Here is a 17,794-nt window from a genome sequence, read left to right as displayed (position 1 = left end):
CGGTTTTGCCTGTGCGAAAAGCAGAAACCCCGGCACTTGGCCGGGGTTTCCGTGGGGCGGGTGCTACGCCTTACGCCAGCGCTGCCAGGGCAGCGTTGAAGGTGGCGCTCGGACGCATGACCTTGCTGGTCAGTTCCGGGTTGGCGCGGTAGTAGCCGGCGATGTCGACCGGCTGGCCCTGGACGGCGGCCAGCTCGGCAACGATGGTTTCCTCGTTGTCGGCCAGGGCCTTGGCCAGCGGCGCGAACTGCGCCTGCAGCTCGGGGTCTTCGCTCTGCGCGGCCAGTTCCTGAGCCCAGTACAGCGCCAGGTAGAAGTGGCTGCCGCGGTTGTCCAGTTCACCGGTCTTGCGCGATGGCGACTTGTTGTTGTCGAGCAACTTGCCGGTGGCCGCATCGAGGGTCTTGCCCAGCAGCTTGGCCTTCGGGTTGTCGGTCTTGATGCCGGTCTCTTCCAGGGATACCGCCAGGGCCAGGAACTCGCCCAGGGAGTCCCAGCGCAGGTGGTTCTCTTCGATCAGCTGCTGCACATGCTTCGGCGCAGAACCGCCGGCGCCGGTCTCGTACATGCCGCCGCCAGCCATCAGCGGGACGATGGAGAGCATCTTGGCGGAGGTGCCGAGCTCCATGATCGGGAACAGGTCGGTGAGGTAGTCGCGCAGCACGTTGCCAGTCACCGAGATGGTGTCCTGGCCGCGGATCATGCGCTCCATGCTCACACGGATGGCTTCGTTGTAGCCCATCATGCGGATATCCAGGCCGCTCAGGTCATGGTCCTGCAGATAGGTTTCGACCTTCTTCTGCAGTTCGCGGTCGTGGGCGCGCTCCGGGTCCAGCCAGAAGATCGCCGGGGTGTCGGACTGACGGGCGCGGGTCACGGCCAGCTTGACCCAGTCGCGGATCGGCGCGTCCTTGGTCTGGCAGGCGCGCCAGATGTCGCCGGCTTCGACTTCGTGCTGCATCAGTACGGTGCCGTCCGCCAGGACCACGCGCATGGTGCCGTCGGCGGTCATCTCGAAGGTCTTGTCGTGGGAGCCGTACTCTTCGGCCTTCTGCGCCATCAGGCCGACGTTCGGTACCGAGCCCATGGTGGTCGGATCGAAGGCGCCATTGGTCTTGCAGAAGTTGATCATCTCCTGGTAGATGCGCGCATAGGTGCTTTCCGGCATGACGGCCTTGGTGTCCTTCAGCTTGCCGTCCTTGCCCCACATCTGCCCGGAGCTGCGGATCATCGCCGGCATCGAGGCGTCGACGATCACGTCGCTGGGGATGTGCAGGTTGGTGATGCCCTTGACCGAGTCGACCATGGCCATTTCCGGGCGACCGCTGTAGCAGGCGTGAACGTCGTGGAGGATTTCTTCCTGCTGCGAAGCCGGCAGTACCTTGATCTTGTCGTAGACGCTGCTGATGCCGTTGTTCGGGTTCACGCCCAGCTCTTTGAACAGCTCGCCGTGCTTATCGAAGGCTTCCTTGTAGTAGACGCTGACGGCGTGGCCGAAGACGATCGGGTGGGAGACCTTCATCATGGTCGCCTTGACGTGCAGCGACCACATGACGCCGGTTTCCTTGCAGTCCTGCAGGGTCTTCTCGAAGAAGTCGCGCAGCTTGCGGCAGCTCATGAACATGCTGTCGAACACTTCGCCTTCCTGCAGGGCGAGCTGCTTCTTCACCTCGACCTTGCCGTCCTTGCCGACGAACTCGATGCGCACGTCGCCGGCCTTGTCCATGGTGATGGACTGCTCGCTGGAGAAGAAGTCGCCGTCGCGCATGTAGTCGGCGTGGGACTGCGAGGCCATGCTCCACTTGCCCATGGAGTGCGGATGCTTGCGCGCGTAGGCCTTGACCGCCGCCGGTGCGCGACGGTCGGAGTTGCCCTCGCGCAGGACCGGGTTCACCGCGCTGCCGAGCACCTTGGCGTAGCGGGCGCGGGCGTCTTTCTCGGCGTCGGTCTGCGGGTCTTCCGGGTAATTGGGGATGTTGTAGCCCTGGGCCTGCAGCTCGGCGATCGCGGCCTTGAGCTGGGGTACCGAGGCGCTGATGTTGGGCAGCTTGATGATGTTGGCGTCCGGCGTGGTGGCCAGAACGGCCAGCTCGGCGAGGTCGTCGCTGACCTGCTTGTCGGCACCCAGCTGGTCGGCAAAGCTCGCAAGAATACGCCCTGCAAGAGAGATGTCGCGTGTTTCGACGGCTATGTCAGCGGATGCGGCGAAGGCTTCTACAATGGGTAGGAGCGAATAGGTGGCGAGCGCTGGAGCTTCGTCGGTGAAGGTGTAGATAATCTTCGAACGGGTGGACATATTAGAGTTAACTCTCTTCTTTGCTGAGCGTACACAGAATCTCGACGTGCGCGGGTAGGCGCCAGGGCCCTCCGTTTGGGCCAGGAGTCGAGAACTCGCCGCAGTGATGATGGATGCACCAGTAGAGTGTCGAGCAATTCGAGCCGGCGAATCGCGGTGGCAATGCGTCGGTTCCAAGAGGCGCTCGTCTCGTTCAAGACAAGCCGGCTCTGATGACTTAGTAGTCATCCGCGCAGTATATCACTGCGTCCTAGTGACGCAGAACGCTCTTGTGCATGAGACCAACGAACATATGGTTTCGGTCGATTCAAGTGCGCTACTCTCGGTCGTTGACCGCTGTTTAACCACAAGACGGAGTCCAGCATGGGATACCAAAAGATCCAGGTGCCAGTAACCGGTGACAAAATCACCGTCAATGCCGATATGTCGCTCAATGTGCCGAACAACCCGATCATCCCGTTCATCGAGGGTGATGGCATTGGCGTCGATATCAGCCCGGTGATGATCAAGGTCGTCGATGCGGCCGTGGAGAAGGCCTACGGCGGCCAGCGCAAGATTTCCTGGATGGAGGTCTATGCCGGTGAGAAGGCCACCCAGGTCTACGACCAGGACACCTGGTTGCCGAAAGAGACCCTCGAAGCCGTTCGCGACTATGTCGTGTCCATCAAGGGCCCGCTGACCACCCCTGTCGGTGGCGGTATCCGCTCGCTGAACGTGGCCCTGCGTCAGGAGCTCGATCTGTATGTCTGTCAGCGCCCCGTACGCTGGTTCGAGGGGGTCCCGAGCCCGGTGAAGAAGCCCGGCGACGTGGATATGGTGATCTTCCGCGAGAACTCCGAGGACATCTACGCCGGCGTGGAGTGGAAGGCCGGTTCGCCTGAAGCCGAGAAGGTCATCAAGTTCCTGACCGAGGAAATGGGCGTCACGAAAATCCGCTTCACCGAAAACTGCGGCATCGGCATCAAGCCGGTGTCCCTGGAAGGCACCAAGCGCCTGGTGCGCAAGGCGCTGCAGTACGCAGTCGACAATGATCGCAGCTCCGTGACCTTCGTCCACAAAGGCAACATCATGAAGTTCACCGAAGGTGCCTTCAAGGAGTGGGGCTACGAAGTGGCGCGCGATGAATTTGGCGCCGAGTTGCTCGATGGCGGTCCATGGATGCAGTTCAGCAACCCGAAGACCGGCAAGAAGATCGTGGTCAAGGACGCCATCGCCGATGCCATGCTGCAGCAGATCCTGCTGCGTCCGGCCGAGTATGATGTGATCGCCACCCTGAATCTCAATGGTGACTACCTGTCCGACGCGCTGGCCGCGGAAGTGGGCGGTATCGGCATTGCCCCCGGCGCCAACCTGTCGGATACCATCGCCATGTTCGAGGCGACCCACGGCACCGCGCCGAAGTACGCTGGCCAGGATAAGGTCAACCCGGGGTCGGTGATTCTTTCTGCCGAGATGATGCTGCGCCACATGGGCTGGACCGAGGCGGCGGACCTGATCATCAAGGGCACCAACGGCGCCATCGCGGCGAAGACGGTGACCTATGACTTCGAGCGCCTGATGGAGGGTGCAACCCTCATGTCCTGCTCGCAGTTCGGCGATGCAATGATCGCGCACATGTAAGCGGGTTGAGCGCATGAAAAAGGCCGGTCGATTGACCGGACTTTTTCATGGCTGGGTGGCAGCCCTGTTGTCAGGCCTCGATCGTCGTGCCCTGCGGCTGGCTGATGACAGCGGGCGTCTCGGCGCTGGCCGAAGCTGCGCGGATGTTCACGGCGTGGAGCCCTTTGGGGCCTTGGATAATGTCGAAGTTGACCGGCTGGCCGGCCTTGAGCGTTTTGTAACCATCCATCTGAATAGCCGAGTAGTGGGCGAACAGGTCCTCATCTCGGCCGTCGGCGAGGATGAACCCATAGCCTTTGGCGTTGTTGAACCACTTGACCTTACCGCTAAGCATGCTCATATCCCTCTGCAAAGGACTCCATCACTGGAGTATCATCCACTTCGATTCCGCGCATGAAACGACCGGGTTGGGCGAAGGCGCGGAATCCCTCTACCCGTAGTGGGTATTCATTGTTTGTAACACCGTTTTGCCGATAGTCAAGGCAATGCTGCAACCAGCTGCGAAGCCGTTCAAACTCCTTCTAGCATCCGTATTCGCCCAACCACGAAGCTAATTTTCAGCATGCATGCAAGTAGCCAGATTCGACTAACATTCAATCAGGACCGCCCTGAAACGCACGAGGACGACTCCACCGGCCTTGCCGTACAGGAATCCAAGCCGGCGTTGCAGGCACCACCGCTGTATAAGGTGGTCTTATTCAATGATGACTACACGCCCATGGACTTCGTGGTCGAGGTGCTCGAAGTGTTCTTCAATCTGAACCGGGAGCTGGCGACCAAGATCATGCTTACCGTCCACACAGAGGGACGGGCCGTATGCGGGGTGTTCACCCGGGATATAGCTGAAACCAAGGCTATGCAGGTCAACCAATACGCAAGAGAAAGCCAGCATCCATTACTCTGTGAGATCGAGAAGGACGGTTAACGCCGGCCGCTTGGGCATGAGGTGAAGCTATGTTAAATCGAGAGCTCGAAGTCACCCTCAATCTGGCCTTCAAAGAGGCTCGCACCAAGCGTCATGAATTTATGACGGTTGAGCACCTCCTGCTGGCACTATTGGACAATGAGGCAGCGGCCAGCGTGTTGCGCGCCTGTGGCGCCAACCTGGACAAGTTGCGGCACGACCTGCTGGAGTTCATAGACTCCACCACACCCCTGATCCCGCAACACGATGAGGAGCGCGAGACGCAGCCTACCCTGGGCTTTCAGCGCGTATTGCAGCGCGCGGTGTTCCATGTGCAGAGCTCCGGAAAGCGCGAGGTTACAGGCGCCAATGTGCTGGTGGCTATCTTCAGCGAGCAGGAAAGCCAGGCGGTGTTTCTGCTCAAGCAGCAGAGCGTTGCCCGGATCGATGTGGTCAACTTCATCGCCCATGGTATTTCCAAGGTGCCGGGGCATGGAGGGCATTCGGAGTCTGAGCAGGAGTTGCAGGATGAGGAAGGCGGTGAGTCTTCCACCTCCAGTAACCCGTTGGATGCCTACGCCAGCAACCTGAATGAGCTGGCGCGACTGGGGCGCATCGATCCCTTGGTCGGTCGCGAACTCGAGGTTGAGCGCGTGGCGCAGATCCTCGCGCGTCGGCGCAAGAACAATCCTCTGCTGGTCGGCGAGGCCGGTGTAGGCAAGACCGCTATCGCCGAGGGTCTGGCCAAGCGCATCGTCGACGAGCAGGTCCCTGATCTGTTGGCCGACAGCGTGGTCTATTCGCTGGATCTGGGGGCGCTGCTCGCTGGTACCAAGTACCGGGGCGACTTCGAGAAGCGCTTCAAGGCGCTGCTCAATGAGCTGCGCCGGCGCCCTCATGCGATCCTGTTCGTCGATGAAATCCATACCATCATCGGTGCCGGCGCGGCGTCCGGCGGCGTGATGGATGCGTCCAATCTGCTCAAGCCCGTGCTGTCTTCGGGCGAAATCCGTTGCATTGGCTCGACTACCTTCCAGGAATTTCGCGGGATCTTCGAGAAGGATCGCGCTCTGGCGCGGCGCTTCCAGAAGGTTGACGTGGTCGAGCCGTCCGTCGAAGACACCGTTGGCATCCTGCGTGGTCTGAAGTCGAAGTTCGAGCAGCATCACAGCATCGAGTACAGCGATGAGGCCCTGCGTGCCGCGGCCGAGCTGGCTGCTCGCTACATCAATGATCGCCATATGCCCGACAAGGCTATCGACGTAATTGACGAGGCCGGCGCCTATCAGCGGTTGCAGCCGGAAGATAAGCGCGTGAAGCGTATCGATGTGCCCCAGGTCGAGGACATCGTCGCCAAGATCGCGCGGATTCCGCCCAAGCATGTCAGTAGCTCGGACAAGGAGCTGCTGCGCAATCTGGAGCGTGATCTGAAGCTCACCGTGTTCGGTCAGGATGCGGCAATCGACTCGCTTTCCACTGCGATCAAGCTGTCGCGCGCGGGCCTCAAGGCGCCGGACAAGCCGGTCGGTTCGTTCCTGTTCGCCGGCCCTACTGGTGTCGGCAAGACCGAGGCGGCACGCCAATTGGCCAAGGCGCTGGGGATCGAGCTGGTGCGCTTCGACATGTCCGAGTACATGGAGCGACACACGGTTTCGCGCTTGATCGGTGCGCCGCCGGGTTATGTCGGATTCGATCAGGGTGGCCTACTGACCGAGGCGATCACCAAGATGCCGCATTGCGTGCTGCTGCTTGACGAGATCGAAAAGGCGCATCCGGAGGTCTTCAACCTGCTGCTGCAGGTGATGGACCACGGCACCCTGACCGACAATAACGGGCGCAAGGCCGATTTCCGCAACGTCATCCTGATCATGACCACCAATGCCGGAGCCGAGACTGCTGCCCGGGCCTCGATAGGTTTCACCTATCAGGATCACTCATCGGATGCGATGGAGGTGATCAAGAAGAGCTTCACGCCGGAGTTCCGCAATCGCCTGGACACCATCATCCAGTTCGGTCGCCTGAGTCACGAGGTGATCAAGAGCATCGTCGACAAGTTCCTCACCGAGCTGCAGGCGCAGCTTGAGGACAAGCGCGTCATGCTCGAGGTCAGCGATGAGGCGCGCGACTGGCTGGCAGAGCAGGGCTACGACGTGCAGATGGGGGCTCGACCGATGGCGCGACTGATCCAGGACAAGATCAAGCGTCCGCTGGCGGAGGAGATACTGTTCGGTGAACTGGCCGAGCATGGCGGCGTCGTGCACGTAGAGCTTGCCGAAGGTGAGTTGACCTTCAGCTTCGAGACCACGGCCGAGATGGCCTGAGGTTGAGTTGCAACAAAAACGCCCGGCAATGCCGGGCGTTTTTACTGGTGCTTGGCTTAGCGGGCGCGGTAGGTGATGCGACCCTTGCTCAAGTCATAAGGTGTCAGCTCTACGCGAACCTTGTCGCCAGTCAGAATGCGGATGTAGTTCTTGCGCATCTTTCCGGAGATGTGCGCGGTAACGACGTGCCCATTTTCCAACTCCACACGGAACATGGTGTTGGGCAGGGTGTCGACGACAGTGCCTTCCATTTCGAAGCTGTCTTCTTTCGACATGCAGTAAAGCCCTCGGTATCCAAAGAATGGCCCGGCGCAACTGGCCCCAGGCAAAAGCGGCGTGCATTGTGCCCGAAAACAGGGGGTTCCGCCAAGGTCTTCAGCTAAGCGTTATCCAGCGCTGATTGACGAACAGCTCGATCGGGCGGTACTGCGTCTTGTAGTTCATCTTGCGGCAGTTCTTTATCCAGTAGCCGAGGTAGACGGCGTGTAGGCCCAGGCGTGCTGCCTCGGCGATCTGCCAAAGAATGGCGAAGCGGCCCAGACTGCGCCGCTCCTCGCTCGGCTCGTAGAAGGTATAGACCGCGGAAAGGCCGTTGGGCAGTACGTCGGTGACAGCGATCGCCAGTAATCGACCGTCGAGGCGAAATTCGTAGAAACGGGAAAACGGCAGGTCGCGAACCAGAAAGGTGGCGAACTGTTCGCGGCTGGGCGGGTACATGTCGCCGTCGGCGTGGCGCTGCTCGATATAGCGCACGTAAAGGGCGTAATACTCCTCGCTGAATACCGGCCGTACCGGGCGAACCTGGATGTCCTGGTTGCGCTTGAAAATGCGCCGCTGCTGACGATTGGGATGAAACAGGTTGGCCGGGATGCGCGCGGCAATGCAGGCGTTGCAGTGCTGGCAGTGGGGGCGGTAGAGGTGATCGCCGCTGCGGCGAAAGCCCATTTCCGAAAGCTCGGCGTAGACCTCCGCATCCATGGGCTGGCTGGGGTCGAGGAACAGGGTCGTGGCCTGTTCTGCGGGCAGGTAGCTGCATGGATGGGGCTGAGTGGCATAGAACTTTAAGCGGGCCAGCTCGGTCATGGTCGACTCTCGGGGTAAACCTTGAGTAAGTGTATGCCAGGCGACCGTGCTCGCCTAGGCGAGCCAGTCGGCGCCGCTGGGCTGATCCAGGTGCTCAGACAGCAGCCTGGCGAACTCGCTGCGAGGGATCGAGCGGGCACCGAAATTTTCCAGGTGCTGGGTCGGCATCTGGCAGTCAATCAGGGCAAAGCCCCAGCGTTGCAGGTGTCTGACCAAAGTCGCGAAGCCAATCTTGGAGGCGTTGTCGGCTCGGCTGAACATGGATTCGCCGAAGAACAGCTGGCCCATGGCGAGCCCGTAGAGGCCGCCGACCAGGCGCTCTTCCTGCCATACCTCGACCGAGTGGGCGATGCCGCGCCGATGCAGTTCCAGGTAGGCGCGCTGCATGTCGGAGGTGATCCAGGTGCCCTCAGCGTAAGGTCGGGGGGCGGCGCAGGCCTGGATGACATCGGCGAACGCTTTGTCGAAGGTCACTCGGTAGCGACCTTGGCGCAGCAGCTTTGCCAGGCTGCGGGAGACATGCAGCTCCTTGGGGGGGAGCACGGTGCGTGGGTCCGGGGACCACCAGAGAATGGGCTGGCCGTCCTGGAACCAGGGAAAGCAGCCGTGGCGGTACGCTTGGATCAGGCGCTCAGCGCCGAGGTCGCCGCCGGCGGCCAACAGTCCGTTGGGCTCGTGCAGGGCGCGTTCGAGTGGAGGGAAGCTTAGCGAGTCGCGTTGGAGCCAGGTCAGCATCGAGTAAGGCCGCAAGAGGGTAGGGCGGGCGCCGGGCGCCCGCCCCTGGGCGATCAGATGTCGTCGAGGAACTTCTCGGCATCCAGTGCCGCCATGCAGCCGGCGCCCGCCGAAGTCACGGCCTGGCGGTAGACGTGGTCGGCCACGTCGCCGGCGGCGAACACGCCCTCGATGGCGGTCGCCGTCGCATTGCCTTCGCTGCCGCCCTTGATCAGCAGGTAGCCGTCGCGCATTTCCAGCTGGCCCTGGAACAGCTCGGTGTTGGGCTTGTGGCCGATGGCGATGAATACGCCGGCCAAGGCCAGCTCCTTGCTCGCGCCGCTTGCGGTGTCCTTCAGGCGCACGCCGGTGACTCCGCTGGTATCGCCCAGCACTTCGTCAAGGGTGTGGTTCCAGTGCAGGACCACATTGCCGTTCTCGGCCTTGTCGAACAGCTTGTCCTGCAGGATCTTCTCGGCACGCAGCTTGTCGCGGCGGTGGATCAGGTGGACTTCCTTGGCGATATTGGACAGGTACAGCGCCTCTTCGACGGCAGTGTTGCCGCCGCCCACAACGGCAACGACCTGGTTGCGGTAGAAGAAGCCGTCACAGGTGGCGCAGGCCGAAACGCCCTTGCCGGCGAAGGCTTCTTCCGAAGGCAGGCCGAGGTACTGGGCGCTGGCGCCGGTGGCGATGATCAGGGCGTCGCAGGTATAGGTGCCGCTGTCGCCCTTGAGGGTGAAGGGGCGCTGCTGCAACTCGGCGGTATGGATGTGGTCGTAGACGATCTCGGTGTCGAAGCGCTCGGCATGTTTCTGCATGCGCACCATCAGATCCGGTCCGGTCAGGCCTTCGACATCACCCGGCCAGTTGTCCACTTCGGTGGTGGTGGTGAGCTGGCCGCCGGGCTGGATACCGGTGATGACCACGGGCTTGAGATTGGCGCGGGCGGCGTAGACCGCAGCGCTGTATCCGGCCGGTCCGGAACCCAGAATGATCAAGCGCGAATGCTTGACTTCGCTCATAAAAACACCTCATAAGCCTTTGTCACAAAAGAGAATGCATGCTCCAATTGAGCTGCACGGAAGTTGTTGCTGGCTATGCTACACCGAAGCGTGGGGGAAGCGGGAGCCAGCGGTCCAGAGCGCGGCCAGCGCTTCGCGTCACTGCTTGGGTGGCGTGGCATCACTCGGGCAAACCCGTACAATAGGCCACTTTTCGCCGTTAACCTAAGAATCGGCGTGTTGCCGACGCAGGAATGAATGCGTTTGAAGAACTCTAGCTCTACCGCTCAGGCGCCGCTCTGGCGCCAGCAACTGCCTTACCGGCTCAAGGAAGGCGCGCTGATCGCCCTGGGTGCGCTGTGCCTGTACCTGTGGATGGCGCTGCTGACCTACGACGCCGCCGACCCGGGCTGGACCCACACCAGCAACGTCGAGCAGGTGCAAAATGCGGCCGGACGTGCCGGCGCCTGGTTCGCCGACATCCTGTTTATGGCGCTTGGTTACTTCGCCTACCTGTTTCCGCTGCTGCTGGGCGTCAAGACCCTGCAGGTCTTTCGTGCCCGCCACCAACCCTGGCAGTGGAGCGGCTGGCTGTTCTCCTGGCGGCTGATCGGCCTGGTGTTCCTGGTGCTGTCCGGCGCGGCCCTGGCCTATATCCACTTCAATGCCGGTGCCAGCATGCCCGCTTCGGCAGGCGGCGCACTGGGCGAGAGCCTAGGCCAACTGGCGGTCAATGCCCTGAACGTACAGGGCAGTACCTTGATGTTCATCGCGCTGTTCCTCTTCGGCCTGACCGTGTTCACCGACCTGTCGTGGTTCAAGGTCATGGACCTGACCGGCAAGATCACCCTGGACCTGGTCGAGCTGATCCACGGCCTGGTCAATCGCTGGTGGAGCGCGCGGCAGGAGCGCAAGCAACTGGTTGCCAAGCTGCGCGAGGCCGATGAGCGGGTCAGCGAGGTTGCCGCCCCGGTGGTCCATGACCGCCGCGAGCAGGCCAAGGTCAAGGAGCGCCTGATCGAGCGCGAGGAAGCGCTGAGCAAGCACATGAGCGAGCGCGAAAAGCGCGTGGCACCGATCATCACTCCGCCAGCCGATCCGAAACCCGCCGAACCGAGCAAGCGCGTGCTGAAGGAAAAGCAGGCGCCACTGTTCGTCGATGCCGCGGTGGAGGGCTCGCTGCCACCGATTTCCATCCTGGATGTGGCGGAGAAGAAGCAGAAGCAGTTTTCCCCCGAGTCGCTGGAAGCCATGTCGCGACTGCTGGAGATCAAGCTCAAGGAGTTCGGCGTCGAGGTCATCGTCGAGTCGGTGCACCCGGGGCCGGTGATCACCCGTTTCGAGATCCAGCCGGCCGCCGGCGTCAAGGTCAGCCGCATCTCCAATCTGGCCAAGGACCTGGCGCGCTCGCTGGCGGTGATCAGCGTGCGGGTAGTGGAAGTCATTCCCGGCAAGACCACCGTGGGTATCGAGATCCCCAACGAAGACCGGCAGATCGTGCGCTTTTCCGAGGTGCTGTCGTCCAGCGAGTACGATGACGCCAAGTCGCCGGTGACCCTGGCCCTGGGCCACGATATCGGCGGCAAACCGGTGATCACCGACCTGGCGAAGATGCCGCACCTGCTGGTGGCCGGTACCACCGGCTCGGGCAAGTCGGTCGGGGTCAACGCCATGATCCTGTCGATCCTGTTCAAGTCCAAGCCGGAAGACGCGCGGCTGATCATGATCGACCCGAAGATGCTCGAACTGTCGATCTACGAGGGCATTCCCCATCTGCTGTGCCCGGTCGTCACCGACATGAAGGAGGCGGCCAACGCCCTGCGCTGGAGCGTGGCCGAGATGGAACGGCGCTACCGCCTGATGGCGGCGATGGGCGTGCGTAACCTGGCCGGCTTCAATCGCAAGGTCAAGGACGCCATCGAGGCGGGCACGCCCCTGCCCGACCCGCTGTACAAGCGCCAGAGCATGGAAGACGAGGCGCCGCTGTTGAACCCCTTGCCGACCATCGTGGTCATAGTCGACGAGTTCGCCGACATGATGATGATCGTCGGCAAGAAGGTTGAAGAGCTGATCGCCCGGATTGCACAGAAGGCCCGGGCAGCCGGCATTCACCTGATCCTCGCTACCCAGCGCCCGTCGGTGGATGTGATCACCGGTCTGATCAAGGCGAATATTCCGACCCGTATGGCCTTTCAGGTGTCCAGCAAGATCGACTCGCGCACCATCCTCGACCAGGGCGGCGCCGAGCAGTTGCTCGGTCATGGTGACATGCTCTACCTGCCGCCCGGCACCGGCTTGCCGATTCGCGTGCATGGCGCCTTCGTCTCCGACGACGAGGTGCATCGTGTGGTCGAGGCCTGGAAGCAGCGCGGTACGCCGGACTATATCGAAGACATCCTGGCCGGCGCCGAAGAGGCCGGCAGCGGCTTCGACGGTGGCGGCGAAGGCGGCGGCGAGGGCAGCGAGGAGGACCCGCTGTACGATGAGGCGGTGCGCTTCGTCACCGAGAGCCGGCGCGCGTCGATCTCCGCCGTGCAGCGCAAGCTGAAGATCGGCTACAACCGCGCGGCACGGATGATCGAGGCCATGGAGATGGCCGGCGTGGTGACCTCAATGAACACCAATGGCTCGCGCGAAGTGATAGCGCCCGGGCCCGTCCGCGACTGATACCGGGAAACCGACCTGATGAGGAGTTCCATGCGCCTGATTCGCATGTTGTTACTGGCAGCACTTAGCGTCACCAGCTGCGCCGCCCTGGCCGATGAGCAGGCCTCGGTGCAGCGCCTGACCCAGTTGCTCAACCAGGCCCAGACCATTACCGCGCGCTTCTCCCAGCTGACCCTGGATGGCGGCGGCACCCAGCTGCAGGAAACCGCCGGCCAGCTGGCGCTCAAGCGCCCGGGGCTGTTCCGCTGGCACACCGACGAGCCGATGGAGCAACTGCTGGTGTCCAACGGCGAGAAGGTCTGGCTGTATGACCCGGACCTGGAGCAGGTCACCATTCAGACCCTCGACCAGCGCCTGACCCACACCCCGGCGCTGCTGCTGTCCGGCGACGTGTCGAAGATCCAGGACAACTTCGAGATCAGTCACAAGGAAGGCGGCAGCGTGGTCGACTTCATGCTCAAGCCCAAGTCCAAGGACAGCCTGTTCGACAGCCTGCGCCTGTCGTTCCGCAGCGGTGTGCTCAACGACATGCAGCTGATCGACAGCATCGGCCAGCGCACCAATATCCTGTTCCTCAATGTGCAGATGAACGAAAGCCTGGATGACGGGCAGTTCAGCTTCGACATTCCCGAGGGCGCGGACGTCATTCAAGAGTAAGAGGCCACGACCCGGCTCCATGGACCTGTTCAGCAAGGCTCCCGTCGCACAACCCCTGGCCGCCCGTTTGCGCGCGGCCAGCCTGGACGAGTACGTCGGCCAGGAGCACCTGCTCGCGCGCGGCAAGCCGCTGCGCGAGGCGCTGGAGCAGGGCGCGCTGCACTCGATGATCTTCTGGGGCCCGCCGGGTGTCGGCAAGACCACCCTGGCGCGGCTGCTGGCCCAGGTCACCGACGCCCACTTCGAGACGATTTCCGCGGTGCTCTCCGGGGTCAAGGAGATTCGCCAGGCGGTCGAGGTCGCCCAGCAGCACGCCGCCCAGTACGGCCGGCGAACCATCCTGTTCGTCGACGAAGTGCACCGCTTCAACAAGTCGCAGCAGGATGCCTTCCTGCCCTATGTGGAGGACGGAACGCTGATCTTCATCGGCGCCACCACCGAGAATCCTTCCTTCGAACTGAACAACGCCTTGCTCTCCCGGGCTCGGGTGTACGTGCTCAAGAGCCTCGACGAGGCGGCGTTGCGCAAGCTGGTGACGCGCGCCCTGAGCGATGCCAAGGGCTTGGGCGAGCGCCGCCTGAGCCTGCCGGACGCCAGTTTTCAGGTGCTCCTGGCCGCCGCGGACGGTGACGGCCGGCGCCTGCTGAACTTCCTGGAGAATGCCGCGGACCTGGCCGAGGATGGCGGCGAGATCAGCGTCGAGTTGCTGCAGGACCTGCTTGGCGACAGTCGGCGGCGCTTCGACAAGGGCGGCGAGGCCTTCTACGACCAGATATCCGCGCTGCACAAGTCGGTGCGCGGCTCCAGCCCGGACGGCGCGCTGTACTGGTTCGCGCGCATGCTCGATGGCGGTTGCGACCCGCTGTATATCGCCCGCCGCGTGGTACGCATGGCCAGCGAGGACATCGGCAACGCCGATCCGCGGGCCTTGACCCTGTGCCTGAATGCCTGGGACGTGCAGGAGCGCCTGGGCAGCCCCGAGGGCGAGTTGGCGGTGGCCCAGGCCATCGTCTACCTGGCCTGCGCGCCGAAGAGCAATGCGGTGTACAACGCCTTCAAGGCGGCGATGCGCGAAGCGGCGGAGCATGGCTCGCTGGAGGTGCCGCTGCACCTGCGCAATGCGCCGACCAAGTTGATGAAGGAACTGGGCTATGGCGACGAGTATCGCTACGCCCACGACGAGCCCGACGCCTACGCCGCCGGCGAGGACTATTTCCCCGAGCAGCTGGCGCCGCGCCGCTATTACCAGCCGGTGCCCCGTGGGCTCGAGCTGAAGATCGGCGACAAGCTCAGGCACCTGGCCGAGCAGGACCGGGCCAGTGTTCGCCAGCGGAGAAAGTCATGATCGGCGCAACCCTGGCCGTGGCGGCAGGCGGGGCGGCGGGCTGCCTGCTGCGGTTCGCCACGGCGAACTGGATCAATGCCCACTGGCCGCAGCACTTCAATATCGCCACCCTGGCGGTGAATCTGCTCGGCTGCCTGCTGATCGGCTACCTCTACGGGCTGTTCCTGCTGCGTCCGGAGGTGCCGCTGGAAGTGCGCGCCGGCGTGATCGTCGGCTTCCTCGGCGGCCTGACCACTTTTTCTTCCTTTTCCCTCGACACCCTGCGCCTACTGGAAAGCGGGCAGGCACCACTGGCCATTGGCTATGTGCTGCTCAGCGTGTCGGGTGGCCTGCTCGCGACCTGGGCCGGCCTATCTTTCACCAAACTCTGATTGACGAGAACCTGACATGCTCGACTCCAAACTGGTGCGCACCCAACTGCAGGAAATTGCCCAGCGCCTCGCCACCCGCGGCTATGAGCTGGATGTGGCGCGCTTCGAGGCGCTGGAAGCCCAGCGCAAGACCGTGCAGACCCGCACCGAACAGCTGCAGGCCGAGCGCAACAGCCGCTCCAAGGCCATCGGCCAGGCCAAGCAGCGCGGCGAGGACATCGTCCCGCTGCTGGCCGACGTCGACCGCATGGGCAACGAGCTGGAGGCCGGCAAACAGGAGCTCGATGCCATCCAGCGCGAGCTCGACAGCCTGCTGCTGAGCATCCCCAACCTGCCGCACGAATCGGTGCCGGTGGGCGAGGATGAAGAGCACAACGTCGAGGTGCGCCGCTGGGGTACGCCGAAGGCCTTCGATTTCGAGATCAAGGACCACGTCAGTCTCGGCGAGCAGCATGGCTGGCTGGACTTCGAGACCGCCGCCAAGCTGTCCGGCGCGCGCTTCGCCCTGCTGCGCGGTCCGATCGCCCGCCTGCACCGCGCCCTGGCGCAGTTCATGATCGACCTGCACACCCGCGAGCACGGCTACGAGGAGGCCTACACCCCGTACCTGGTACAGGCCCCGGCATTGCAGGGCACCGGCCAGCTGCCGAAGTTCGAGGAAGACCTGTTCAAGATTGGCCGCGAGAACGAGGCCGACCTGTACCTGATCCCCACCGCCGAGGTGTCGCTGACCAACATAGTCGCCGGGGAGATCCTCGAGGCCAAGCAGCTGCCGCTGAAGTTCGTCGCCCACACCCCGTGCTTCCGCAGTGAGGCCGGCGCCTCCGGGCGCGACACCCGCGGCATGATCCGCCAGCACCAGTTCGACAAGGTCGAGATGGTGCAGATCGTCGAGCCGAGCGCTTCCTATCAGGCGCTGGAGGAGCTGACCGGCAACGCCGAAAAGGTCCTGCAGCTGCTCGAGCTGCCGTATCGCGTGCTGGCCCTGTGCACCGGCGACATGGGTTTTGGCGCGACCAAGACCTACGACCTGGAAGTCTGGGTGCCGAGCCAGGACAAGTACCGGGAAATCTCCTCGTGCTCCAACTGTGGCGATTTCCAGGCACGGCGCATGCAGGCGCGCTTCCGCAACCCGGAGACCGGCAAGCCGGAACTGCTGCACACCCTCAATGGTTCCGGCCTGGCCGTGGGGCGTACCCTGGTGGCGGTGCTGGAGAACTACCAGCAGGCCGATGGCAGCGTTCGTGTGCCGGACGTGTTGAAGCCCTACATGGGCGGTATCGAAGTGATCGGCTGATCCCCAGGGTGGAGAACGACCGCAGGTCTTTTCCACCGGATGCCTCCCTCGGTGGAAAGCCTTCGCGGTTTTCCACCCTACGTTTCCTGCTCGCCGAGGCTGCGATGGATTTCCTTCCGCTGTTCCATAAACTTCAGGGCCGCACCGTGCTGCTGGTTGGCGGCGGCGAGGTGGCCGTGCGCAAGGCGCGCCTGCTGGCTGATGCCGGCGCGACGTTGCGGGTGGTCGCGCCGCAGGTGCGTGACGAGTTGCGCGAGCTGGCCGGGCAGGGCGCCCATCGGCTGCTGCAGCGTGGCTACCAGGCCGATGACCTGGACGGCATGGCACTGGTCATCGCCGCCACCGATGATGAGCCGCTGAATGCGCAGATATCCGCCCAGGCCCAGGCCCTCGGCGTTCCGGTCAACGTGGTCGACGCGCCTAAGTTGTGCAGCGTGATCTTCCCGGCGATCGTCGATCGCTCGCCGTTGATTGTCGCGGTCAGCAGTGGCGGCGATGCGCCGGTGCTGGCACGACTGATCCGCGCCAAGATCGAAACCTGGATTCCGGCCACCTACGGCCAGCTGGCCGGCCTGGCCAAGCGCTTTCGTGCACAGGTCAAGGGGCTGTTCCCCGATGTGCAGCAGCGCCGGGTGTTCTGGGAGGACGTGTTCCAGGGCCAGGTCGCCGAGAGCGTGTTTGCCGGCAAGCTGCACGAAGGCGAGCGCCTGCTCGAGGACAAGATCGCCGGCGCCGCGCCCCAGGCCCTCGGCGAGGTCTACCTGGTCGGTGCCGGTCCTGGCGACCCGGACCTGCTGACCTTCCGCGCCCTGCGCCTGATGCAGCAGGCCGACGTGGTGCTCTACGACAGGCTGGTTGCACCGGCGATCATCGAGCTGTGCCGGCGTGATGCCGAACGCATCTATGTCGGCAAGCGGCGCGCCGAGCATGCGTTGCCCCAGGAGCAGATCAACCAGCGCCTGGTGAGCCTGGCCAAGGAGGGCAAGCGGGTGCTGCGCCTGAAGGGCGGCGACCCCTTCATCTTCGGTCGCGGCGGCGAGGAAATCGAACAGCTGGCGGCCGAGGGCATACCCTTCCAGGTCGTACCCGGCATCACCGCGGCCAGCGGTTGCGCGGCTTACGCCGGTATCCCGCTGACCCACCGGGACCATGCGCAATCGGTGCGCTTCGTCACCGGTCACCTCAAGGATGGCAGCTGCGACCTGCCCTGGGCCGAGCTCGCGGCGCCGAGCCAGACCCTGGTGTTCTACATGGGCCTGGTCGGGCTGGCATTGATCTGCGAGCAACTGGTCGCCCATGGTCGGGCGGCGGGTACGCCGGCGGCGCTGATCCAGCAGGGCACGACCAGCAATCAGCGGGTGTTCACCGGCACCCTGGGCAACCTGGCGGAGCTGGTTGCCCACCACGAGGTGCATGCGCCAACCCTGGTGATCGTCGGCGAAGTCGTGCAGTTGCGCGACAAGCTGGCGTGGTTCGAAGGTGCCCAGGCTCAGGTTTGAGCCTGGGCACTGTTTG

The 17,794-nt window shown here is 63.3% G+C and carries 15 protein-coding genes; 9 read left to right on the top strand and 6 right to left on the bottom strand.

Translation table 11 applies throughout. From position 1 onward, the window contains the following. Positions 1 to 70: 70 nt before the first annotated feature. Positions 71 to 2,296: an NADP-dependent isocitrate dehydrogenase gene (locus LPB260_RS16620; RefSeq protein WP_208706914.1), complete on the bottom strand. Its 2,226-nt coding sequence runs from the start codon at positions 2,294 to 2,296 to the stop codon at positions 71 to 73. A gap of 363 nt (positions 2,297 to 2,659) precedes the next feature. Here LPB260_RS16620 and icd point away from each other — a divergent pair, with 363 nt between their 5' ends. After that, positions 2,660 to 3,916 carry an NADP-dependent isocitrate dehydrogenase gene (icd, locus tag LPB260_RS16615; RefSeq protein WP_208706913.1) on the top strand — a complete coding sequence of 419 codons (1,257 nt, stop codon included), beginning with the start codon at positions 2,660 to 2,662 and terminating at the stop codon, positions 3,914 to 3,916. A 70-nt stretch (positions 3,917 to 3,986) separates the two neighbouring features. On the opposite strand, the gene cspD is transcribed toward icd, so the two are convergent. Next, the gene (gene cspD, locus LPB260_RS16610) at positions 3,987 to 4,250 is read right to left on the bottom strand and encodes a cold shock domain-containing protein CspD (protein ID WP_208706912.1); all 264 of its coding nucleotides are present in this window, start codon (positions 4,248 to 4,250) and stop codon (positions 3,987 to 3,989) included. A 228-nt stretch (positions 4,251 to 4,478) separates the two neighbouring features. Here cspD and clpS point away from each other — a divergent pair, with 228 nt between their 5' ends. Together clpS and clpA are read left to right on the top strand one after the other, a co-directional pair. Then, positions 4,479 to 4,841, top strand: coding sequence for an ATP-dependent Clp protease adapter ClpS (gene clpS / locus LPB260_RS16605; protein ID WP_208706911.1), 363 nt, complete (start codon positions 4,479 to 4,481; stop codon positions 4,839 to 4,841). Between the two features lie 29 nt (positions 4,842 to 4,870). Further along, positions 4,871 to 7,141: an ATP-dependent Clp protease ATP-binding subunit ClpA gene (gene clpA / locus LPB260_RS16600; protein ID WP_208706910.1), complete on the top strand. Its 2,271-nt coding sequence runs from the start codon at positions 4,871 to 4,873 to the stop codon at positions 7,139 to 7,141. Positions 7,142 to 7,197: 56 nt separating this feature from the next. Here clpA and infA read toward each other — a convergent pair whose 3' ends face one another. The 4 genes from infA to trxB form a co-directional block, all read right to left on the bottom strand. Then, complete coding sequence (infA, locus tag LPB260_RS16595; RefSeq protein ID WP_002553999.1) at positions 7,198 to 7,416, bottom strand: translation initiation factor IF-1; 219 nt, start codon at positions 7,414 to 7,416, stop codon at positions 7,198 to 7,200. Between the two features lie 100 nt (positions 7,417 to 7,516). Then, the gene (locus tag LPB260_RS16590) at positions 7,517 to 8,224 is read right to left on the bottom strand and encodes an arginyltransferase (RefSeq protein ID WP_208706909.1); all 708 of its coding nucleotides are present in this window, start codon (positions 8,222 to 8,224) and stop codon (positions 7,517 to 7,519) included. Positions 8,225 to 8,278: 54 nt separating this feature from the next. Beyond that, positions 8,279 to 8,959, bottom strand: a complete 681-nt coding sequence (gene aat, locus LPB260_RS16585; protein ID WP_208706908.1) for a leucyl/phenylalanyl-tRNA--protein transferase — start codon at positions 8,957 to 8,959, stop codon at positions 8,279 to 8,281. Between the two features lie 53 nt (positions 8,960 to 9,012). Then, positions 9,013 to 9,963 carry a thioredoxin-disulfide reductase gene (trxB, locus tag LPB260_RS16580; protein ID WP_208706907.1) on the bottom strand — a complete coding sequence of 317 codons (951 nt, stop codon included), beginning with the start codon at positions 9,961 to 9,963 and terminating at the stop codon, positions 9,013 to 9,015. Between the two features lie 243 nt (positions 9,964 to 10,206). On the opposite strand from trxB, the gene ftsK reads away from it, so the two are divergent. The 6 genes from ftsK (at position 10,207) to cysG (ending at position 17,778) form a co-directional block, all read left to right on the top strand. After that, complete coding sequence (ftsK, locus tag LPB260_RS16575; protein ID WP_256625440.1) at positions 10,207 to 12,609, top strand: DNA translocase FtsK; 2,403 nt, start codon at positions 10,207 to 10,209, stop codon at positions 12,607 to 12,609. 30 nt (positions 12,610 to 12,639) lie between these two features. After that, positions 12,640 to 13,266: an outer membrane lipoprotein chaperone LolA gene (gene lolA, locus LPB260_RS16570; protein ID WP_208706905.1), complete on the top strand. Its 627-nt coding sequence runs from the start codon at positions 12,640 to 12,642 to the stop codon at positions 13,264 to 13,266. 19 nt (positions 13,267 to 13,285) lie between these two features. Further along, positions 13,286 to 14,611 (top strand): replication-associated recombination protein A, encoded by a 1,326-nt coding sequence (locus LPB260_RS16565; RefSeq protein ID WP_208706904.1) that lies wholly within the window; start codon positions 13,286 to 13,288, stop codon positions 14,609 to 14,611. Further along, on the top strand, positions 14,608 to 14,982 hold the full coding sequence (gene crcB / locus LPB260_RS16560; RefSeq protein WP_208706903.1) for a fluoride efflux transporter CrcB: 375 nt from the start codon (positions 14,608 to 14,610) through the stop codon (positions 14,980 to 14,982). The genes LPB260_RS16565 and crcB overlap by 4 nt, the downstream gene beginning before the upstream one ends. 16 nt (positions 14,983 to 14,998) lie before the next feature. Next, complete coding sequence (gene serS, locus LPB260_RS16555; protein WP_208706902.1) at positions 14,999 to 16,279, top strand: serine--tRNA ligase; 1,281 nt, start codon at positions 14,999 to 15,001, stop codon at positions 16,277 to 16,279. Between the two features lie 104 nt (positions 16,280 to 16,383). Continuing rightward, entirely contained in the window at positions 16,384 to 17,778 is a 1,395-nt protein-coding gene (gene cysG, locus LPB260_RS16550) for a siroheme synthase CysG (protein WP_208706901.1), read from the top strand. Positions 17,779 to 17,794: the final 16 nt, after the last annotated feature.

The organism is Pseudomonas sp. LPB0260 (assembly GCF_013388395.1).
This window is presented reverse-complemented; position numbering and strand designations above follow the sequence as displayed.